This is a genomic window from Aquimarina sp. EL_43, from assembly GCF_943422735.1.
In the GTDB taxonomy this organism is placed as follows: domain Bacteria; phylum Bacteroidota; class Bacteroidia; order Flavobacteriales; family Flavobacteriaceae; genus Aquimarina; species Aquimarina megaterium.
In genome coordinates, this window is sequence record NZ_CALSBR010000001.1 from 4,032,134 (window position 1) to 4,054,298 (window position 22,165).

The 22,165-nt window shown below is 32.4% G+C and carries 18 protein-coding genes; 10 read left to right on the forward strand and 8 right to left on the reverse strand.

Annotated features, from left to right (window positions below):
• Positions 1–38 precede the first annotated feature (38 nt).
• The 9 genes from NNL09_RS17275 to NNL09_RS17315 all read left to right on the forward strand — a co-directional run bounded on the left by NNL09_RS17275 (position 39) and on the right by NNL09_RS17315 (position 14,292).
• Entirely contained in the window at positions 39–3,701 is a 3,663-nt protein-coding gene (locus NNL09_RS17275; RefSeq protein WP_196910464.1) for a T9SS type A sorting domain-containing protein, read from the forward strand.
• A 30-nt stretch (positions 3,702–3,731) separates the two neighbouring features.
• On the forward strand, positions 3,732–5,081 hold the full coding sequence (locus tag NNL09_RS17280; protein ID WP_196910463.1) for a PKD domain-containing protein: 1,350 nt from the start codon (positions 3,732–3,734) through the stop codon (positions 5,079–5,081).
• A gap of 48 nt (positions 5,082–5,129) precedes the next feature.
• Positions 5,130–8,282: a fibronectin type III domain-containing protein gene (locus NNL09_RS17285; RefSeq protein ID WP_196910462.1), complete on the forward strand. Its 3,153-nt coding sequence runs from the start codon at positions 5,130–5,132 to the stop codon at positions 8,280–8,282.
• Positions 8,283–8,296: 14 nt separating this feature from the next.
• Positions 8,297–9,007 carry a hypothetical protein gene (locus tag NNL09_RS17290; protein WP_196910461.1) on the forward strand — a complete coding sequence of 237 codons (711 nt, stop codon included), beginning with the start codon at positions 8,297–8,299 and terminating at the stop codon, positions 9,005–9,007.
• Between the two features lie 35 nt (positions 9,008–9,042).
• Positions 9,043–9,627 (forward strand): hypothetical protein, encoded by a 585-nt coding sequence (locus NNL09_RS17295; RefSeq protein ID WP_196910460.1) that lies wholly within the window; start codon positions 9,043–9,045, stop codon positions 9,625–9,627.
• A gap of 259 nt (positions 9,628–9,886) precedes the next feature.
• A complete protein-coding gene (locus NNL09_RS17300) occupies positions 9,887–10,576 on the forward strand; it encodes a YafY family protein (protein WP_196910459.1) in 690 nt (229 codons plus the stop codon).
• 71 nt (positions 10,577–10,647) lie between these two features.
• Entirely contained in the window at positions 10,648–11,028 is a 381-nt protein-coding gene (locus tag NNL09_RS17305) for a nuclear transport factor 2 family protein (protein ID WP_196910458.1), read from the forward strand.
• Between the two features lie 377 nt (positions 11,029–11,405).
• Entirely contained in the window at positions 11,406–13,727 is a 2,322-nt protein-coding gene (locus NNL09_RS17310; protein ID WP_231389173.1) for a hypothetical protein, read from the forward strand.
• Positions 13,728–13,827: 100 nt separating this feature from the next.
• Positions 13,828–14,292, forward strand: a complete 465-nt coding sequence (locus NNL09_RS17315) for an Lrp/AsnC family transcriptional regulator (protein WP_196910457.1) — start codon at positions 13,828–13,830, stop codon at positions 14,290–14,292.
• Positions 14,293–14,740: 448 nt separating this feature from the next.
• On the opposite strand, the gene NNL09_RS17320 is transcribed toward NNL09_RS17315, so the two are convergent.
• The 8 genes from NNL09_RS17320 to NNL09_RS17355 form a co-directional block, all read right to left on the reverse strand.
• Complete coding sequence (locus NNL09_RS17320) at positions 14,741–16,009, reverse strand: M57 family metalloprotease (protein ID WP_196910456.1); 1,269 nt, start codon at positions 16,007–16,009, stop codon at positions 14,741–14,743.
• A 264-nt stretch (positions 16,010–16,273) separates the two neighbouring features.
• On the reverse strand, positions 16,274–16,999 hold the full coding sequence (locus NNL09_RS17325; protein ID WP_196910455.1) for a type 1 glutamine amidotransferase: 726 nt from the start codon (positions 16,997–16,999) through the stop codon (positions 16,274–16,276).
• 449 nt (positions 17,000–17,448) lie between these two features.
• Positions 17,449–17,949: a serine hydrolase gene (locus NNL09_RS17330; protein WP_254514260.1), complete on the reverse strand. Its 501-nt coding sequence runs from the start codon at positions 17,947–17,949 to the stop codon at positions 17,449–17,451.
• A complete protein-coding gene (locus tag NNL09_RS17335; protein WP_254514261.1) occupies positions 17,921–18,580 on the reverse strand; it encodes a serine hydrolase in 660 nt (219 codons plus the stop codon). The genes NNL09_RS17330 and NNL09_RS17335 overlap by 29 nt, the downstream gene beginning before the upstream one ends.
• A gap of 173 nt (positions 18,581–18,753) precedes the next feature.
• On the reverse strand, positions 18,754–19,038 hold the full coding sequence (locus NNL09_RS17340) for a hypothetical protein (RefSeq protein ID WP_196910453.1): 285 nt from the start codon (positions 19,036–19,038) through the stop codon (positions 18,754–18,756).
• 266 nt (positions 19,039–19,304) lie between these two features.
• On the reverse strand, positions 19,305–19,595 hold the full coding sequence (locus NNL09_RS17345) for a hypothetical protein (protein ID WP_196910452.1): 291 nt from the start codon (positions 19,593–19,595) through the stop codon (positions 19,305–19,307).
• 521 nt (positions 19,596–20,116) lie between these two features.
• Entirely contained in the window at positions 20,117–20,806 is a 690-nt protein-coding gene (locus NNL09_RS17350; RefSeq protein ID WP_196910451.1) for a methyltransferase domain-containing protein, read from the reverse strand.
• Between the two features lie 65 nt (positions 20,807–20,871).
• A complete protein-coding gene (locus NNL09_RS17355) occupies positions 20,872–21,054 on the reverse strand; it encodes a hypothetical protein (protein WP_196910450.1) in 183 nt (60 codons plus the stop codon).
• A gap of 402 nt (positions 21,055–21,456) precedes the next feature.
• Between NNL09_RS17355 and NNL09_RS17360 the strand changes: the two genes are divergently transcribed.
• Positions 21,457–22,137, forward strand: coding sequence for a DUF4331 family protein (locus NNL09_RS17360; RefSeq protein ID WP_196910556.1), 681 nt, complete (start codon positions 21,457–21,459; stop codon positions 22,135–22,137).
• Positions 22,138–22,165 lie beyond the last annotated feature (28 nt).

A 22,165-nucleotide genomic window follows, 5' to 3' on the forward strand; every position in this document is an offset into this window, starting at 1 on the left:
TGCAAGAAGTGATGAAAAGAATGGATAATAACATGGATATGAACAATTTATTTATAAAAAATAGTTTTTGTGGCTTTAAAAGTATATTAGCTACGATTATTCTACTTGTTACAATTGCAAAAGTATCAGCTCAGGCCAGTGAACCAAAAACAAAAATAGTAATAGAAGATTTTACACGTGGACTAGGATTTGATCCCCGTACAGATCAAATATATGTTTATGCAGTATATAAAGACCCTACCAAAGGATATCCTATACCTGCTTTTGGAGGTAAAGGCCCGGCAAATGGTCAAGCCTTTATTTTTTGGAGTAAATTTTTCTATTATGATGTGTTTAAATATCCTTTTAATACGGCGGCTAATAATCCTTTACAAAAAGATTTTCTAACATTCTCTGATTTTAATGAGAATGTTCAAAAATCCATAAGTCATGATCAATCACTGGTGGCTCCTTTTGAACAATATTTGCAACGAGAGTTTTTCTTTGAACATGAAGTGAAAGAAATACGAATTCATTTCAATTATAAACGTAGAAAAGGTAGTAGTAAAGCGCATCAAATTGCATATTCTTTTCCTGTTGGAGGGTTAGACCCATGTGAGGTACAACTTATTAATAGAGATAAAGTTAATGCAACTCTCCCTCCTGCAGCAAGTATAAATCCACAAGATATTAATTTTAGATTTAGGATAATTCCTTTACCAGGAATAACACGAGGAGGATCTGGAGTTAATATTGCAGGATATGGAGATAAAATGCGAGTTAATGCTACAGGACCTAACCATCCTAATGCATATCATTGGAAATACAGGATAGAAGGTCAGGGAGGATCGAGGCAGCAACGTATAGCAAACTCTTTTAGACAAGGAGATCTTGGTAATGGTAATCTTGGGTTTATTAATAAAACCGATTATCAATGGATCGACATTCCTATTGCTCCTAATAGATCAATATTTGATTTAAGACCAAGTGATTTTCTAGGAGGAATTGGTAACGAAGATGCCTATGTAAATAAAACTATTATTATAGGAGCCTTTGCAAGAAATGGATGTGATAGTCATACCGTATACCATAATTTTACATCATTTAGGATCGTGCGATCAGCTCCTTATTTTGAAATGGCAATTAATACTCCTGTAACCTGTAAAGGAGGTAATGATGGCAAAGTAACTATTGATTTTGTTCCGTTTAAACCAGGAGATCAATTAAATTTTACGCTTCAGAAAAAACTTGCCAATGGTAATTATGATACGGGTATATCGTATTCGAATATAACACCTTCAGGAACAGTGTCAAGGATGACTTTTTCTAATCTTTCAGCGGGAGATTACAAGTTAGGTCAACTTATAGGAAAGTATGTAGAAGGAGGGGTTCTTCGTAATTTTTACACAGATGGAGAGTTTCATGAATTAGAGTTTACCATAACCGAACCGGAAGCGGTTGCTTTTACAAGGGAACCAGCCGATGATAAAACCGATGTTTGGTGTTTTGATGGAGCCGATGGTGAGATTTTGTTAACTGCTACAGGTGGCGTTGGTGGATATCAATATCTTTTGAGAAAAGAAGGAGATACTTTTGGAACCAATTGGGTCTCATTTGCTTCGGCAACAACACATTCTATTACAGGATTAGGAGTTAATACGTATTATATAAAGCTGAGAGATAGAAATGGTTGTATCGCAAAAGATCCTTTAAATAATGATGTAGTGAAACAAGTAACCATAGATAAGCCTGATACTCCGGTCGATGTTGAGGTAGAGCTTATTAACGAACCAAGAGCTTTTGGTTTTGAAGATGGAAGAATAAGCGCTAGAATTTTTAACGGAACTCCTTTTGCATATGGTACATATACATTTGTATGGAAAAATGAAAAAGGGGATGTACTCAATACAACTATAAATACTGTCCTATCCGGAGATCAGGGATATCAAACCATATTGCATTCGGTTGGTTCAGGAGTGTATACACTTGATGTATTTGATGCTAATTTTAATCCTGCTACAGACAAAAAAGGATGTTTTACGGTTAATGTACAATTCAATTTAGAACAACCAAAACCGTTACAAGTTACCATAGAGGTTTTTAATCCTATTTCTTGTCATATCGAAAACGAATATAGTGATGGGATAGATTTTATACATCCTATTGGTATTCCAGACCAGTTTCAGGATGGAGCATTAATAGCAACTGTAACAGGAGGAGTTCCTTTTGATACATCAACACTTGCTAGTGCAGGAGAGTGCCGAGAAAATTTTAGCCCATATTGTTATCGTTGGAAAAAAAATGTAGGAGGGATTTGGCAAGATATTAATGATAACGACAATAGTATAGAAAATTTAAGTGAAGGGACTTATGCATTAAATGTAGAAGATGCAAATGGTATTGTTTTAGGAACTTATGAAGAGTTTATAAATGTTGATGGTTCTAGAGAATATAGATTAGTTCAGGAAATTGATACCACAAAATACTTATCGCAACCGGATAAATTAGAAATTTCCTTTCAAAATACAGAAGTGACTTGTGCTAGCGGAGGTGATGCAACAGTAGAAGCAGTGGTTACAGGTGGAACAAAACCATATACTTACCAATGGAGTAATGGAGAGACAACATCTACAATAAATAATCTTATAGCGGGTACCTATCTTGTTTTTGTAACAGATGCTAAAGGATGCCAGATTGAAGGTAGGACAAAAATTGATCAACCTAACGGTATTGAAATAACCCCCATATCAGTAATATCACCAACATGTTTTGGAGGAAATGATGGAAGTATACGTGTAAATATCGAAGGAGGTAGCCCTCCTTATCGTTATCGTTGGAATACAAATAGTACATCTACTACGATTACTGATTTATCTTCGGGAGTCTATAGCATAGAAGTAACCGATAGTAAAGGGTGTAAAGCTATTTATGAAGAAATATTGAAAGATCCAGATCCTGTTATTGTTCGATTAGAGAATAAAAGAACTCTTTGCAAAGATCAATCATTTAATCTTGATATTACAATCAATGATCCTGGAGCGACGTATTCGTGGTCAAGTGATAATGGGTTTACCAGTTTGGATAGTAAAGTGGAACTTAATCAATCTGGTAGATACATTGCTACTATTACAAATAGTATAGGATGTGTTGGGATCGGAGAGATACAAGTAGAAGTTTTAGACACTCCTATAGATTCAGATTTTTTGATTACTACTCAGGCATATACGAATCAGGAGGTTATTCTGGTGAATATTAGTGAGCCGGTTGGAGAAAGAGTTGAATGGACAATCCCTGAAGGAGTAGAAGTAGTTTCTGAAACAGAGGATCAAATAATTCTCATGTTTGAAGAAGAAGGATCGTATGATGTTAACTTAAGGTCGATCCAAGGAGATTGTTATCAGGATTTTGTGAGGACCATTATAGTGCAGCCAGCCATAGTAGGCCCCACAGCCCCTTCTTCAGAAAGTGAATTTATAGAAGAGTTTATTGTATTTCCTAATCCTAACAACGGAACTTTTAAGACCAAGATTGGCCTGGCAGAAGAAGCTAATATAACCTTAAAGATCATAAGCCTAATGTCTGGAGCAATAGTAGATCAACGTGTCGAAAGTAGTAATGTTGACTTTTTATTAGATTATTCTCTTGCCTTACCTACAGGAGTATACTTAATGTTATTAGAAACCCCTAGAGGTTCAGAAACCCGTAAACTGGTATTTGAATAGACATTTCTATTTCTCTCTAAGTTTTGTAATATGAAAAACATAATATATATCATATCAATACTTTCTCTTTTTGGCTGCGCCAAAGAAGAGGCCATCCCTGTTATTGTTGATTTTGACGTTGAAGTTTTTAATGATGATTTTTCTATTCCTGTACAAGTTGTCTTTATTAATAAAACAGAAGGAGGAGAAGACTATGAATGGACTTTTGAAGGAGGAATTCCCTCTAGATCTGTTAACCGTAACCCAGGGGTTATACAGTATGGTCAAAAAGGTGCATATACAATAGAACTTACGGCAACTAATGAGGATGGCTCAAGAGATACCAAAACCTTAGAAATACAAATAGATGATCCTGTAATAGTAGATTTTGAGGTCACTAATTTGGTAGATAATTTTTCGCCGGCATCCTATCGTTTTCAAAATAATTCCTCTGGAGCAGATACTTTTTTATGGACTTTTGAAGGAGGTATCCCTGCAACATCTACAGAGCAAAATCCAGGAGAAATCGTTTTTAAAGAATCAGGAGATCATACGATTACATTACGGGTCAGTAATGGAAGAGAAACTTATGAGCAACAAAAAACAATTACTGTAGCCCCATTTTTGGTATCAGATTTTGATTTTGAAATAGCTTTTGATGATGATGATTTTCAAATCCCGGCACGTGTACACTTTAAGAATAGATCAGTTAGTGCTACATCGTATGAATGGAGATATGAAGGAGCTTCAAGTTTTATGTCAACAGAAGAAAATCCAGAAGTGATATTTGTTCAGGAAGGAGTTCAGACAATTCGCCTAACAGTTTCTAATGGAAAAGAAACTAAGACAATCAGTAAACAAATAGAGTTTTTTAAAAATACAAACCTCAGGGAACTAACAGATGTCAGGTTTGGTATTAATACCGCTCATATCACTAATAGTATTGGTGCTTTTTATAGTACTGCCGACCGAAAAATATACGCCAAGAATGAGATTACTTCTGATATAGATAAACGTATTGATCTTCCTTTTTTTGGGCTAAGTGATACGTTTACTCGCAATAGATTCGTGAGTCCTGATGCGTTATCAGGAACTACATTTGATGAGTTGATTGATCCTAAAAAAACCATTTTTATTAACTCTCAAGAATTGTGTGGCTGCTCTGCTTCGTTAACAGTAACAGAGTTTGATAATATGGCAGATGACACATTACTTGAAAGCCTAACCATACAAGAAACTCATGGAGGACTACAAGACTTTGATGATACATCGGTACCAAGAATTGTTCTTTTTCAGACTCAGGAAGGTAAAAAAGGAGCTATTAAAATCAAAAGTTTTATTAGGGATGGGCAGGATTCCTATATACTCACTGATATCAAAATCCAAAAAGAAAACAGATAATAAATCATGTATTTAAAAATGAAGGAGGTTTTTAGAAATTATAATATTATGCAAAAAAAATATAGATATTTCCTTTTATCGTTTGCAGTATTCTTTATAACTATTGCAAAGGCACAGGTATTTCCGGTAGATATTACACCCCAGGTAATACCGCCTTATAGTTTGCAATTATCAGAATATACAACTTCTGCTTCAGAAAAAGTATTGGTAAACCTATTACTAACAGATATCACAAGATCTAACTTAGAAATTCGGTTAAAACTTTATATAGAAAACAATGCAGGATTATCTATACAGAGTACTGATGTTGTGATTGGTGCAAATCCTATTTTTTTAGATGGAGGGATACCTTTGCGTTTAAGTAATATTGATCTTCAACCTTATTTTGCATTTCAAAACTTAACAGGAATAACTCCTCAAAAGTATGGCACAAGCCTACCAGAGGGCATGTATCGTTTTTGTTTTGAAGCCTATGAAGTTATATCTGGCAAACAGATTTCTCGTAAGAGTTGTGCGATGGCCTATTTGGTACTTAATGATCCGCCGTTTTTAAATCTACCTAATAATGGAGAACAGGTTGCAATGAGAGATCCACAAAATATTATATTTCAATGGACTCCAAGGCATCTTAATGCCACCAACGTAGAATATGAATTTACGCTTACAGAGCTTTGGGATAGTAAAATGGATCCTCAAGCGTTATTTTTGGCAAGCCAACCTTTATACCAAACGACTACTTCTGCAACAACACTGTTATACGGTCCATCAGAGACCACGTTATTACCAAATAAGAAATATGGTTGGCGTGTACGTGCCACAGTAAGTGATGGCATAAGTGAATCTTCAGTGTTTAAAAATAAGGGGTATAGTGAGATTCATAGTTTTACGTACTCAGGAGATTGTGCAGAGCCATCATTTGTATTGGCAGGATCACAAAGCCCGACTTCACAAGCGATCTATTGGAAAAGTGTAAATCACTTAAAATACAATGTGCAGTACCGTAAAAAAGGTGTTGAAAATGCAGTATGGTTCGAGAGAGAGACTTTAGATGAACCTATTACAGTATATAACCTAGAACCAGGTACAAGTTATGAATTTCGTGTTGGAGGGCAATGTATAGAGAATGGGCCATATACCTACTCTCAGATTTATGAATTTACTACAATTATTGCTTCTACTAATGATAAAGTTACTGTTATTAATTGTGGTATTACACCCGAAATAGTTATCACCAATCAAGACCCATTGGAAAACCTGAATAAAGGAGATGTATTTATGGCTGGAGATTTTGAGGTAGTAGTAGAGAATGTAAGTATATCAGGGCAAATGTTTTCGGGAAAAGGATACATAAAAATACCATATTTAAAGGGCTTAAAAGTAAAAGTAACCTTTGATAATATTGAGATCAATACAGATAAGCAATTACTAACAGGAGTGGTAGAAACTATTTATGATAAGAATAGTGAGGGGGTGGTTGATGTAGATGATATAGATGATGTAATAGATTCGGTAGTAGACACCGTGGTAGATATAATTAGAGAAGAAGAAAATGAGAACGTAGAGGAAGCTACTGGTGATGATTTAGTAAAACCTGATGAGAATGAAAATGAGGTGGTAGATGTATCTCCTATTTCAGAAAATCCTGATGTAACTGTTCCTAATGAAAATGAAGATGGAGGAGAGGCTCCTGTTGTACCTGATAATCCGGTAGCTACACCAGTTACAGAACCTAATCCAGTAGACAATAATAATATCGATACAGAAAGTTACGAAGGTAGTATTCCTATTGATGAAGATATAAATACTAAAATATGGTTTGAATCAGATGACACATTGTATGGAGATGGAGAAACTATTGATATTCAATACAATTCTGAAGAGTTACCAGTTATATTTCAATTAAAAGATTATCCAAAAGAGACAAAAGAATTTAAATGGCAAATTTTTAAAGAAGAAGAAGACCAAACCATAAATTTCATTATAGGACAGGGCATCAATGCTGATCAGGACACATTTAGTTTAGATCTCAAAAGGTGGAGTGGGACAACGAGATTGAGAATTACTTATGATGATAAGAAAATAGAAGTTAATCTAAATATAATTAAGAAAAGCTTTGATTTTGTAGAGTTAACCGCTACACATAATGGTAAGAGAACAGCAAAATCGGGTCAAACACTCTATGTGGTTAATGATTGGAGTATTCTTAAAGGTTTAGGTAATAAAGAAATTACCTATAAAGTTGATCTTGATCCAGACCCTAAATCAAACGAATATTATAAGGATATCACCTGGTCTTTTGATGAACAAAATGTATTAAATGATAAAAAAAAGATTACTAGAAAATTGAAGTATGCAGATTCTACTATAGTAGTTAATAATCAAAGAAAAGTAATCCCTAAATCTGTAATAACTAAGGTTAATGCAGGTTATCCTGAGAAAAAAGAAAAGAGTGTTACTGTTCAGTGGATACAGGAAAAAAGAAGGAGAAGAGATCTAGCTAAGAAGTTTAAACCTATATTAGAGTCATTTGACAAATTTAATAAGTTATCAGAAGCAATAAAAAAGATAGGATTTGGATGTGGCCTTACATTTTTTGATAACTATAAAGACTTGATACGAAGTAAGGAGTTTAAATATATTTTTGAACGTTATAAAGAAGAAAATCAGGAGAGTAGGTTTTATAATAAAGTAACGCAATTGAGACTGATGGCTAGTGGTGTTGATATAGCAAAACTAGAATGTGGAAAAAAAATTAAACTCCCTGTACCATTTCTTCCTGATCCCGAAGCTGAACTTAAACTTAAAATAGAAATAGGTTTGAGAGGAACAGCAGATATTAAATTTGAAGAAGAAGTTGAAACAGAAGTTGTATACTTTAATAATAGTTCAGTTTCTGGAGGTGGATATATCACTCCAACTATTGAATTTGGAGTTAAAAATATTGACATAATATCGAAACGAGATTCATCGGTAAAAATGGATCTTAATGCAGGTATAGCATTTAAGTATCCATATAAAGGAAATCCTGATTTATTGGGATTAGAAGCTTATATATCAGACGCTTATGCTTATGCTTCTTTAGAAAATCCATCCACGGGATCATCATATAGACATCATCTATTCCAAATTGATATACAATCAGAGTTCGAATTGTATGCATTTAATCTCAAAAAGCTTTTTGAAGAAGAAAGTAAAGAATAAACAACTTAAGGGTTATGAAAAATTTTTGGATTCTAATTTTATTTTTTGTTGTGTACGGGGTGGCTGGCCAAGAAAAATGTATAACAAGTATTCCCACATTTGGTTTTCCGGTTACAAATAATGTTTTCTATTATACAAAATATCCACAGGGCTTTAAAATTTATGCCGATTGTAATGCTGCTGCAACTTGTAAAAATAAATATCCCGAAAGTACACTGCGATCTGTCTTATCAAGTAAAAATTATGAATGGGATCAAAGCAACTATAATTATAAAATAAAAAATGATCCTAATCGGTATGAAACAAAAAGTAAACAAGATAAAAACTTAGTCTATGCAGAATTATTAAACAAGATCATGTATGAAACAAATGGACATGAATTTGCAATTATAAAGTATACTGTTACTATAAATAATGAAAAAATACCAGCCTGTAGTACGTTGATAAAAAAAAATGATCAGTGGTTTGTTTATGTAGCGACCAGAACCATGGCTAAGATGTATATGATGTTTAATTATCTGTCTTCTAGTTCTATAGATGCTATTTTTATGCATAAAAAAACAAATATACAATCATTAGACAATCAAATAGAAGAGATTTATACATCAGGAGTGCTAGACTTCTCCAAAGCTATATATTCTGAAAGCGCTGAGATGACTCGGGAAGAATTAGAAAAAGTCATCGATCCATTAATGACTCAACAATATTTTGGTATGAATAGATAAAAAGATAAAAAGTAGACACATTAAATAGTAACCACATGAAATATATAATTCCCCTATTTATTACATTTCAAATGTTTTCTCAAGAAATAGATTACAGCCAATTTGATAAAGGGATACCTATTAAAGTTAACTACCTAAAAGAAATATATGATCAGGTAATGTATACGTATAAAGATAGTTTATTTACCAATGCGAAATCAGATGATGATTTTAGATCAATTCTTAACGCTTTAGGGGTAGATAGAGATAAGGTACAGCCAATTTTTAGGTATATTTTTTATAGTAGTAATAAGCAATATTCTATTTTTAAATATAAAACAGCAGGAAATGAGTTAGAAACAAAAACAATGACAAAACTACTTGTTTTTGAAAAAGGTGTATTCAGCGTAGTAGATACCCCTACCAAAAATGTAAAACTCCTTTATGAAATTTTTAAAATGATCAACCTTGATTTTTATAAAGCTATTAAGAGTGAATCTAACAACTCTAAGTATTCAGAAATAAATAAGCTTAAATCGTTATTAAAAGATAATAACCAAATCATAGATACTAAGAAACTATTAGAAATTATAAATACGAATAGAGAAAGCCTAGATAAATATTTAGATGATAGTTTATAATAATAGATACGAAGACATTATCTACATTTTCTTATAGAAGCATATTCTTTGTTTTATCACCAATTGAGATATAAAAAATACATCAGGTGTATGTACTTCCACTTTTGAGTAACTATTATTCATCTGTTATACAAATTTACTATATCATATCAATGCTATCAATCTCTAAGAGAGTAAAATAAAAAGGATCATTAAAAGAAAATTAGCAAAATCTTAAAATACACAATATCAATATAATAATTTGACATTAGTTAGAATTATGAAAAAGAATAGGTTAACCAGAATAACATCCATATTAACACAATTACAGTCTAAAAAGGTAATAACAGCAAAAGAAATAGCCAATAGATTTGAAATTAGTTTACGTACTGTATATAGAGACATAAAAACTTTACAAGATGCCGGAGTACCCATTGGTTCAGAGAATGGAATAGGTTATTTTTTGGTTGATGGATATTCATTACCACCTATTATGATTACAGAAGAAGAAGCTAATGCTATACTTGTTGCCGAAAAGTTTATTCAAAACCAGGGTGATACATCTTTGATAAAAGATTTTACTTCATTATTGATTAAGATAAAATCGGTTCTACGTAATACTGAAAAAGAAAATATAGATAAACTTGAAAATAGAATAGTGCCATCTTATTTAAAAAAAACGATTAAAAGTAATTGGTTATCTATAGTACAAAAGGCAATAGCCAATACAATAGTGTTAGAAGTTATATATCACTCTCTATATAAAGATGAAAAAACAAAACGAGATATAGAACCTTTAGGCCTTTATTTTACAGATGATAAAGTCTGGGTAACTATTGCCCATTGCAGGTTAAGAAACGAAATAAGAGAGTTTAGACTAGATCGAATTGAAAATATAACAAGTAACGGGAAAACATTTAAGTATCAGCACAATTTTGATCTTCAAGAGTATTTTATAAATGTTTCCTGAACCTAGATGACATAAGGCTGTCACCCTACTATTTTACATTTGCCGTATACTAAAATTAAAAATAATAAACCATGAATCACAGTGAAATTACAGAAGTATCAAAAATGTATCCAAAAGCATTTAAAACCTTAGATACCAACCTAATTGATAAATATTTTGCCAAAAATGCCGTCAAAACAGGATTTATTTATGATTATGATGATAGCAAGTGGATGGATATATCTACCATTACGCTTAACGAAATCAAAGAATGGGCTTCTTCATACAACAAAGAGAATATTATGCCAGAATCTGAAATCAATGTTGAGATTTTAGATGTACAAGAAAAAATTGCAGTTGTTAAAATAGACATGTATTGGGCAGAGCATAAAAAAGGTTGCGACTACTTATTGCTTGTAAAAGAAAATGATTCCTGGATTATTGATAAGGTGATGTATCAGAGTGTGTTATAAATAAAGTGTTACAAAGGCTATTGCATTACGCCTAATAGAAGGATAACTACAAGGATTACGAATTCAAAATGCCAGGTTAGATGACTATACATTGAGAATTAAACAACTTTTAATTCTTAGCGAAAACCATGTCTAACCATAATTATTGAGGATTAGAGTTACTGCAATCACCTAAGATAAACAACAGAATGAAAATCAAATATATAAATCAGAAACTGAGAGAACCGTCTTTTTATTTTTTCCGTACGTACTTCTAGAAGTATATGATTAATACAAATAAAAAATATTTTGATTTTTAATAAGTGAGTACTATTAGCCCCACCAATGTAAAACATATATATAAATTACTAGCAATATTAGTATTACCTATGCTATCGATGAGTCAAACAATTGATTATGATAATATAAAGAGTAGCAACCCTTTTAAAATTACAGGGCAAATTTCTGCTAATGGAGTATATTACGAATCCAATCAAAATATGAATCGAGAACAATTTACTTATTTTTTACAAGGGGCTCTTAACATAAATATTTATAGCTTTTCAATTCCTGTTTCTTATAGTTTTTCAAATCAAGGAGAGAATTTAGGGTATGATTTACCTTTTGATTTTAACCGTATAAGCTTGCACCCAAAATACAAATGGGCTATAGGGCATATAGGAAATGTAAACATGAGTTTTTCACCTTTTACCTTAAATGGACATCAGTTTACGGGAGGAGGAATTGATCTTACTCCACCTGGTTCGCTAAAAATAAGCGCTATGGCAGGTAGATTGCTTAAGGCAGTAAATGATGATGGTGATCCAAGAACAATCCCTTCTTATGATCGTATGGGATATGGAATAAAAGCAAACTTTGAAAAAGAAAAATATAAAATAGGAGTGATTGGTTTTTATGCCAAAGATGATGAAAATTCTATAGACTCTATTCCGGAACAGAAACAAATATTACCTCAGGAAAACCTGGTAATAAGTGTAGAAGCCGAAGTTAAGTTAGGAAATAATTTTACTATCGAAGGTGAATATGCAACCTCTGCCATCACCAAGGACCTTAGAGCAGAAGAAATAGAAAATAATGATATTTCTCCGATAAGAATACTTTTTAATAATCGCACATCAACAGAATATTATAAAGCTATTAGTACCCGTTTGGGATATGCCATAGGAAAAATAAACTTTGGATTGGGGTATGAACGTATAGATCCGGGATATGAAACTCTGGGGGCATATTATTTTAATAATGATTTTGAGAATATAACCTTAGATATATCCAATACATTTTTTGGAGACCGACTTGCATTAGCATTTAATATTGGTTATCAAAGAGATGATTTAAACAATGTAAAGAACAGTAATACAAATCGTACAGTAGGAGCATTAAATGCAAATCTTAGCCTATCTGATAAGCTTAATATTTCTGGATCATATTCTAACTTTAGTACGTTTACCAATATCAAACCAAATCAATTTGATGACATTAATAATGGAAACCTTTTGACCGAACAAGTAGAAAATCTCGATTATAAGCAATTATCACAGACAGCCGCTTTGGGAATAAACTATGTACTCTCGGGTAAAAAATCTGCACGGCAAAACCTAACGATGAACTACACTCTAAATGATGTTTCTAATGAGCAGGGTGGAGTAGTAAGACTGGGAGATGCCTCTACTTTTCATAATGTAAACCTCGGACATACAATAGGTTTTTCTAAAAGAAACCTAAGTATTACAACCTCTCTTAACGGGACTTACAATACTATTGGGAGAGAAGACGCAACCACTTGGGGGCCTAACCTAAGTGTTATCAAAAAGTATTTCGAAAAAACATTACAAACAAGATTTTCTGTCGGGTATAATACCACTAACAACAGTACTTCAAATATTAGTATAATAAACCTTAGAGGCGGGATGACTTATGTGCTGAAGAAGAAACATAATTTTAATCTTAACCTCATACAATTATTTAGAAATGGTAGTAGTACTGGTAACCTAAGCGAGTTTACAGCGACTTTTGGATATAATTACTCTTTTGGACTTAAAAAACCAAAAATTAATTTCAATAAAAAACCAAAAGAACAAAACGATACTATTAGAGTACAATATAGAAAGTATCGCTATGAAGGTTTGCCTAAAGATATTACACCGCAGTTATTAGCACTTCCCAAAAAAGAAGGTTTTGCTAACCTTATAGAAGATAAAAAAGGAAAGTTGATAACATTAGGGAAACAACTGGTAGAAACCCAGAATAAGGATAAAAGGGTATACAGAGAGATAGCTGTCAACTATCTTAAATCAATGAACCTTTATTTTGATTTTATAGAATTTTATAACGAAAAAATCTATGAAGCTTATTTAAAACTAGTTCGTGAAGCTCAGGATGTTGATCGTGAAATACGAGATGAATATACCATCTTAACTGGTAAAATAAATAGTGCAGAACAAAAAGATCCAGAAGATCTAAAACGGCAAAAAATATTAGAGAAGAGATATGAATCTCATACCAAACTATTACAATCATTATTACTATGGAATCTAAAACCTGAAGATATAGAAAATACAGAAGGAGATATTATGATACTCAAAAAACGTAATGCAGTAAAAGTATTCTCTATGTATCAAAATAAAGAATCAGAAGAACAAATAGTTAATTTTATTGAAATTAGACTGGCTGATTTGTTTCATAAATTGCTCGAAGAGTAAGAATAAAAAAACAAAAGCAACTATCATTAACAGGGGCTTTTTTACTTAAATTAAAAACTTCACTAAATTATTTTAGTGATTCTTAAAACCAAATTGAATCATGGTAAAAGACAAGTTAGATCAGAAAATAATTAAATTACTTAAAAGTAACTCTAGATTTTCTTATGCTCAGATAGGGCGCGAAATTGGACTTTCATCATCTGCAGTAGGAGAGAGAATTCAGAGATTAGAAGAAACCGATGTAATCGAATTTTATACCACAATAGTAAACTACGAAAAACTCGGATACACTTTATCTACTTATATATCCATGCGTTTTAAAACTGTAGATAGGTTTTTTCACTTTCTAAAATTAATAGGAGATTTTTCTGAAATACTAGAGTGCAGTAGAATTACGGGAGAAAATTGCCTTATTATGAAAGTAATCATCTATGATCATCATCATCTAGAAGATTTTATCGATATTTTATCTCAATATGGAACACCTTCAACTTCTGTCATATTGTCGGATATTGTAAAAGAAGGTATCGTTATTAAAAAAAATATCGAAAGACATCATATATGAATGAGTTGTTAAGAGTTCATAAATTACCGTATTCTGTTTAAGCAATTTTTAAATATTGCATCAGGAAGAGTATCGGTATATGAGGATTGTAAATTCCTTGAAAAATCATTCATTCCAGAAGATGAGAAGACGTTAGTTTTTCATAGTCAAATAAAAAAAACTCACAGACCTTTATGATCTGTGAGGATATCATCAATCTCGTTTCGTTAAGCTTATAATTATCAATCAGAGTCTTTCGATAGACTCAGGATAATTCTGTGGAAGATATTTGAAAATGTACATTTGAAAGCATCTCGACAAGCTCAATGTGATATGAAATTTTAAACCTTATCTTTTAACTAGACCACATTGGGGTATCATGCAGACACAATAATGCAATGTCTGTATAAAATAGAATGTTTAATTTTTCAAGGGGAGTAATTAAGCAATAGGATATTTCAATGATGAATTAAAAAGGATCTACAGGAACGCCTACAGTACAGGTTTGTCTTACCGGTATGATGTGAGTTATAGTTTCTCCATAGTCAGTAGTTCCGGTTACTTTTACAACGCATTCTCGTAGTAATCCTATATCTACATTACAGTGCCAAGAATCAACAAATACAGAGAATCCTCCATTTCTGGATTTATCTACATTTAGTATGTGTGCCCATGGAAATGTATTGTTAGGGGTAACTATTTCTGCTCTCCAATCTGTTTTAAAAGAGTTGACAGCAACCTCATGCCTCCCTCCAAATGCGGCAAATTCGATAGTAGGACAGGTAGGAACTACAAAGAAGACAGGTTTCCCATATAATTCCCGTAGAGCTTTTTTGTCATTTTGGCTAAAATTGGTTAATTTCCTGGAGATATCATAGCATGCTAAAAAAACTGACTTACGATCTACACTCGTTAGATTTGGAGTCCCGGGAATATGTGCTACACCAAGAAAATCTACAGATTCTGCCCCTCCACTAGGACACGAAATTCGTCTATTGAAATAATCTGTATGTTTAAACCCTAAGGTGTGTCCTATTTCATGCATTATTATTATAAGAAGGTCTTTTTCATTATGAACACCCTCCTCTTTCATCTTATCAGTGTATAAGGTTACAAATTTTCCCGGATTTCTATTAAGGGGTTTTTGTGCGATAGCAAAAGGAGTACGCTCACCATCAGGTTTGTTTTCTGATGCTTTCACAATGACATCATGATCTCCGCCATTAGCAATATTACCAAAATCCAATTGAAAATCTAACCTTAGCTTTCTGGATTCATCTCTGTATTTTTCAACAGCTTCGACCAACGCCCTATGCATTTCATTTGTTAAAGATTCTTTTGGATCACTACTACCAGTTACTCCATATATTCTAATCGTCCGGTTTTGATTTTGAGGTATGCTGATCAATCGATCTTTCTCAATGGAAAACTGCTTACTATCAGTTTCAGGTGCGTTGGCTATCATTTCTTTTAACTCTCCTTTTGAAATTAACACATCGCCTTGCAATAGATAATATTCTTCTGTTTTTTTGGTAAAGGGATCTGTAAAAGTTGTAACCGTTAAGTCACTTGAGTCATACCCCAACTGGGCAAATTGCTCTTTTGCTTTGGCTAAATAACCAGATTCTGTCACTTGATCCAAATCTACGGGATTTGCACCATCATCTTTGGTACAGGAAAATATAAAAAATAGTACCATTACCCCTATACAGAGGTTTGCTAAATTAACTTTTTTCATTTTGATTTGTGTTTATGTTAATGAATATGTTTAGAAAATAAAAGAAGCTTTATTTTCTTCAAATAAGGTAGTGTAAAACCATAATTGCTTCTAAGTGGAATTATCTAAAAATGGAAGAGTTTGGAGAGTGAATTAACTGTTTTTTTGTTAAAAAACGAAGTTTTGAAGAATAAAGAAAAACTTTAAGGAGTTAGGTACTTATTCTAATTATCTATGATAGGGACCTTCCTTTAAAAATAGTACGCTATAATCCATAAATATTGGTTAAGGCAATTGCTTCAAGAAAAAATTAAAAAAGATACTTCCGGCATTAAAAGAAGGCTCTTTGCTTATGATAGTATCAACATTTTTGTGGTTTTTTTCCAAAAACTTCCTGTCTTTTAGAAAATAATCATTGCCTGATTTTTTGTTAAACTCTGGGTGAAATTGTGTTCCGAGAAGTTTTTGTTCATAATTGATATAAGCCTGAATTTTGGTATGTGTATTTGTAGCAAGGATTTCTGAACCTTTAGGTAATTCTATGACTTCATCAAAATGATGCTGCCATACTACTTCCTGCTCTCTAACTTTCAAGAAATTTCTTGCAGTATTGGTAAACGAAACCTGTTCCCATCCAACCTCAAAACCATTGGGAGAAGAGCGCACAACATGTTTTCCAACTAATGCTTTACATAGGAGTTGATGCCCATAACAAATTCCCATTTGCCAAATACCTTTTGCATTTATTTTTTGAATATAATCTATTGCTTTTTTTGTAAAGGGAGCCGTTTCTGTAATAGACAATGCAGATCCTGTATGGATTACATGTGTGAATGCCGTTTTTATTAAGTCACCAGGAAAAGATGCTTCTGTATCAATATATAATGAGGAAACCTCAATACCTTGGGGTAAACATTGTTTGATTACAGAGGTTTCACTTTGATCAACAGAATAATCTAAGATCAGTACTTTTTTTGTTCCATTTCTTTTGTTTGTGGTATTAGGTATCATAGCGTATTGATAATTCTTGTTATAGAACTCGTTTAAACTTTTTCGATTTGCTAAAAAATTGCTGTTTTCAGCCCTGTTTTTGTCTTTTTTTCTTTCCGTAGCTCTGCTATGCAACTCAAAAAAGCCTTCAACATCACTAAAAACATCTAATTTTCACTTAAAACCAAAAAGTTTAAACGAGTTCATAAGAAAGAGATAATATAAAAGTAATATTCTGATTTTTAAGTAGAGTACTTAATTGTAAATAAAAGAGACTATGAGTTTTTAATATCTGTGTGACCTATCATATAGAATATAGTAATTTACAGCTTTAAAATAGGATATCTAATTATTTCATCAGAATTTCTTTCTTTATAATGCGGATTAGAAAAACTTCTGGGAATGTACTAACCATTTCCCAGAAGCCTAACGTTTTTAAAAAGATTGTAATGAACTTATCTTGACTTTTTCTATTCTTCTATACGTGCCTCAAAAATAAGATTAAGTAGTCGCCCCATATCCGCATGACTTACTTCCCTATTGCGTCTCACCTGATGTACAACAACCAGATCATTTTCATTATCAACAATTATATATTGACCGCCAAATCCAAAAGCATGATATGAATTTTGTGGCATATCTACATTTGGAAAATGCGGAAATTCATTTTCTTCTTTACCATTCCAAATTCCAAACTTTCCAAATCCACCTCTATCATATATAGCTGCATTAGAATGATATCTTGTCATCTCTCTTACCCAATTTCGAGAAAGAACTTGTTCTCCTCCCCAGTCACCTTCACGCGATAACAATATACCAAATCGTAGTAAAGTAAATGCATTCATGTTAAGTGCGTAAACTGGGTGATCAGATTCCTGTCCGGTAATCAGCCTTCCATCACTAGTATTGAATCCCTTTACTCCTATTGGGGTTAAAATATCATTATTTAAAGCTCGAAAAAAAACGCTCACCGGTTTCATTTACAAAAATGGTATACAAAACATTGGCATCAAAGTTGTTATAATAGAAAAACTCACCTGGCACTTTTGAGTCTCTTGGAGGCTTAGTAGCTTTCATTTTTGGAGTTTCGAATAGACTTGTATGATATACGCCAGATCTATGTCGAATGACATCATTAAGAGTTGCTGATAATTCTAATTGAGATAGCCCATCTACGTCATTTATTCCATACTGCCCTAATGTTTTATTAAGATCAATAGTCCCATCAGCGACATATTTTTCATAAACTGCGCCCATAAAAGGTTTTCTCATAGAATTGATTGGACGCTTGGTCGCTGGTGTTCCAAATTCGACCAATATCTTCCCGCATTTAGAAACCAACAATGCATCGGTATCAAGTTGTCTGGCTAATTGTTCAACGCTTTCCAGTTTCTCTGGATCAAAACCAAAATCTCGAGGATTTTCAATACGCTCAAGGGTTTCACCAGGAGTAGTTGTACACCCTACTTTTGCAACATCTTTAATCTGTGATTTGTATTCTTCGGCAAAAATTTCGTTTTCTTCTTGTTGGGTACAAGAAGTAATACATAAACTAAAACTAGTTACTAATAAGGATAGTAACAGAATATTGTTTTTTTTCATAATAATTAATTTAATTGGGTTACGTTAATGTTCAAAATTACCTAAACATCTAAGCCATATCTAAATAGAATCATTTGAAAAAAATACAATTGTCCAATGAACTACGTTTTTTTGTGTTAATAAACCGGGAATTTCAACATTCTAATAAAAAGCACATGATATCAAACAAATAATTATTTTAGCGATGTCTTTTTTGTAATGTTGTCTTCTTGTTCCTGTAGATCAATTAACCTTATCATTTCTAGTGCTCTTTTTTCATCAATAAAAACTCCGGGGTATGATTCGGGATAATGTCTTGTAGTACCATAAAATTGTTGCCATTTACCTGCATGATACTCTTCTTTTTTCCACGAATCGGTTATAATAACTCTAATCAAAGAATACTTTTTTTTACCATTGCTATAGTATTGTTCTAAATGATAAAGAAGTATTTCTGATTTGTTAATCTCTGTTTTCATTGTTATAAAACAGTTTCATTGATTTGTCATGAACACGCTATATGAGTTATTGAAGTTCTAAATAACATCAAGGAAACAAAAGGATGCGCTTTCTGTTATGAATTTAAGACTATATTACGAATATATTAATGATGAATGTACTGAAAATCAAGTGCTTTTTCGATGAATTGAGTTTTTTTTCGTGTTTTTTCCTAAGGTTTTAAGGTAATCAATAACTAGTAGCGATATCCTTATTTGAGCTGTTGGTGTTTAAGTTCTATTTGTGATTATACATAAAGTTGCTTTTGATGATCGATTAATACCATTATTTCTACAGCTTCTTTTTCATTGATAAATATACCAGGGCATTGATTGCGGTAATAATTCTTAATATTTTGAATTGGATGCCATCTACCGTTATGATATTTTTCTCTTTTCCAATTGTCAAATACTTTAACTCTAATGAGAGAATATTCTTTTTTGTTATTTTCAGTATATTCTTCTAAATGATAGAAAAGTATTTCTGATTTACGTATTTGTTCTTCGGTCTTTATTAGACAATTTTGTTGATCTGTCATTAATATTCTAAATTGATTATAAAAGTTTTAAATCACATCAAGAGGATAACAGGATGTGTTTTTCTGTTATAAATTTATAGTTATGTTTTAAAAATAATGATGAGTGATTTCCTGAAAAACAGTAGCTTTTCAGGGAAATTAAGTTTTTTTGAAATGGTTTTTGCTTAAGCGGGCGAAGTAGGTACAGACAGGTTATTTCACGAAGTTAATTTTATATTTTAGTAAAAATTAAGGCTATAATGATTTGAATAAAATAATAGACCATTAAGAGAAACTCATTCATTGTAAATGATTTCTCTTAATGGAAACTATTCTACATTAAAAGGCACATATGCCCCAGTGAAGATGACATCTTCCTGAGCAGCAATCGCTATGCCTATCACAATCTATAATCTGTGGTATGCAACCGAACGACAAAGAACCACCATTAATGTGTTTCTGATCTGCTTTTTTTAAAACTTTAATTTTTTCTAGGTTTAAAATGTTTTTAATCATTGTATGAATATTTGAAGGTTAATTTATTATACTTTGTTAGCGAATCGGAGTATTTTTCTTAATCCTTTTTTTAAAAAATTGGGTTTTGGAGGCGAAACTAGGTTTGAGCTAAGCGATTCATTATTAGTCGGTATACAAACATAAGTTTGTAGGTCAACATGTTTTGTTTTGCCAGCATAGTTTTTTCTCGCAACCAGCATTGAATCTGCTTTGGAGTTACTGTACCAATCTTTATGTTTTTCACTTGGCGCAAGATTTGTATGTGCATGTAATGGCTCTAGAGATACATATCTAGCCAATGCTACCATTCCGTCAGTAAAAAAGCGATAGCAATCAACGGGGTATCTGTGTTCATCAAAACCATTAGGTACAATTACACACATAAGACCATCTTTCTTTAATACACGAGTCATTTCTGACATAGTAATCCAAAAGAACTCAATATGTTCAAAAGCTTGACCAGATATCACAATGTCAAATGAGTCTGTTTCTATCTCCTCCCAATAATAGGGGTTTTTTAGTGTTATATCAACATTTGGTCCAGCCTCCATGTCTAATCCAACATAATCAAAATCAACTTTAGAGAAAAGATGTTTATATGACCCATTTACATCGTAACTTCCAATATCAAGAACTTTTAATTTTTGATTGTTCTTTACTTTTGAAGCATAATGGTCTACAAACCACTTCATTCTTAAAATTGAACTTTTATGCATAATTGTTTATTTTGAGTTAGCTAATAGTTAGATTAATATTGTGTTTAGTTCTATAAGTTCACTAACTAAAAAGCACATAAACCTATAAATATACCGGTTGTATTACAGGTAGTACAGCAATCGTCATTGCTTCGGCATGGACGAATTTCGGGCAAACAATCAGATACAAAAGATCCGGCATTAACAGATTTTTGCTCTTCTTTTTTTAAAATTTTAATTTTTTCTACGTTTAAAATGTTTTTAATCATTGTGAAATATATTTAGGTTAATGTTTTACAATAGAATACTATAATACGAGATACTCATAGCCAATCCTGAAAAGTGTAAAACGAATAGTTTCTATTGTTATAAAGGTAGCCAAACAGCTTACTTATTTCTAAATGAAGTATCCCAAAAAACAGCTAAGAAGATAGGTATAACATGCGTTTTTTTGTTAAAAAACCACGAATCTTTAGAAATGAAGTAAAAACAGAGTAAAGGTAAATTCTTGAGTACTGTTTTTTCGATTACATCATATTTTCTTACTACGTTATTTGGTAGAATACCTCGTGATTTTACTTTAACAACATTTTAACGTTTCTAAGAAAACCATACGCTAATCACCTTCGTAAGTATGGGCGTAAACTTTTAAAATAAAAAAAATGAACATTATTAAAAAAACAAACTTGTTTATCATTGGCGGCCTCCTCTCATTAGGAGTGGTATTAATTGCTGCCGATCACTTAGATGCTCCAAGTGTTGCCGGGGGTACTGCAGACATTACTGATGTTTATGCTTTTGAAGGAGCAAATCCAGACAACACTGTTTTTGTAGCAAATGTGCAAGGGCTTTTGACACCGGGAACTTCTGCTCAGTTTGATGAAAATGTGTTAGTAGAGATCAACATTGATAATACTGGAGATCTGGTAGAAGATTTGGTGATACAAGCAATACCAAGAGATGGTGTGATGTATTTCTTTGGGCCTTATGCCCCAGGTACAACAGGATTAAACAGTACTATCGATGACAAAACTGAATATTTAGGTCAGGTAGAAATTAGTACGGGAGCCAACGCAACTACAGCAACCGCTAATGGGATCTCTTATTTTGCAGGTTTAAGAGAGGATGCGTTCTTCTTTGATTTTGCTCAATTTAATGCAGTTATCGGAGGAACATCTACTGCACCGGGAGGCGGATTTAACAATCCAGGGGTAGATGCATTTGATAATACCAATGTATTATCCATCGTAGTAGAAGTACCTAATGCATTGTTAGGAGGAACTTTTGACCATCCTGCAGGAACTGGGGTACAAGTATTTAATACCTGGGTAGAAGCAAAAAGAAAACAATAACATAAGGTATAAATTTTTAAAATATAAA

Coding starts and splice junctions, on each gene's coding strand:
- NNL09_RS17275 (WP_196910464.1), top strand. CDS start 39: ATGAACAATTTATTTATAAAAAATAGTTTTTGTGGCTTTAAAAGTATA.
- NNL09_RS17280 (WP_196910463.1), top strand. CDS start 3,732: ATGAAAAACATAATATATATCATATCAATACTTTCTCTTTTTGGCTGC.
- NNL09_RS17285 (WP_196910462.1), top strand. CDS start 5,130: ATGCAAAAAAAATATAGATATTTCCTTTTATCGTTTGCAGTATTCTTT.
- NNL09_RS17290 (WP_196910461.1), top strand. CDS start 8,297: ATGAAAAATTTTTGGATTCTAATTTTATTTTTTGTTGTGTACGGGGTG.
- NNL09_RS17295 (WP_196910460.1), top strand. CDS start 9,043: ATGAAATATATAATTCCCCTATTTATTACATTTCAAATGTTTTCTCAA.
- NNL09_RS17300 (WP_196910459.1), top strand. CDS start 9,887: ATGAAAAAGAATAGGTTAACCAGAATAACATCCATATTAACACAATTA.
- NNL09_RS17305 (WP_196910458.1), top strand. CDS start 10,648: ATGAATCACAGTGAAATTACAGAAGTATCAAAAATGTATCCAAAAGCA.
- NNL09_RS17310 (WP_231389173.1), top strand. CDS start 11,406: ATGAGTCAAACAATTGATTATGATAATATAAAGAGTAGCAACCCTTTT.
- NNL09_RS17315 (WP_196910457.1), top strand. CDS start 13,828: ATGGTAAAAGACAAGTTAGATCAGAAAATAATTAAATTACTTAAAAGT.
- NNL09_RS17320 (WP_196910456.1), bottom strand. CDS start 16,009: ATGAAAAAAGTTAATTTAGCAAACCTCTGTATAGGGGTAATGGTACTA.
- NNL09_RS17325 (WP_196910455.1), bottom strand. CDS start 16,999: ATGATACCTAATACCACAAACAAAAGAAATGGAACAAAAAAAGTACTG.
- NNL09_RS17335 (WP_254514261.1), bottom strand. CDS start 18,580: ATGAAAAAAAACAATATTCTGTTACTATCCTTATTAGTAACTAGTTTT.
- NNL09_RS17340 (WP_196910453.1), bottom strand. CDS start 19,038: ATGAAAACAGAGATTAACAAATCAGAAATACTTCTTTATCATTTAGAA.
- NNL09_RS17345 (WP_196910452.1), bottom strand. CDS start 19,595: ATGACAGATCAACAAAATTGTCTAATAAAGACCGAAGAACAAATACGT.
- NNL09_RS17350 (WP_196910451.1), bottom strand. CDS start 20,806: ATGCATAAAAGTTCAATTTTAAGAATGAAGTGGTTTGTAGACCATTAT.
- NNL09_RS17355 (WP_196910450.1), bottom strand. CDS start 21,054: ATGATTAAAAACATTTTAAACGTAGAAAAAATTAAAATTTTAAAAAAA.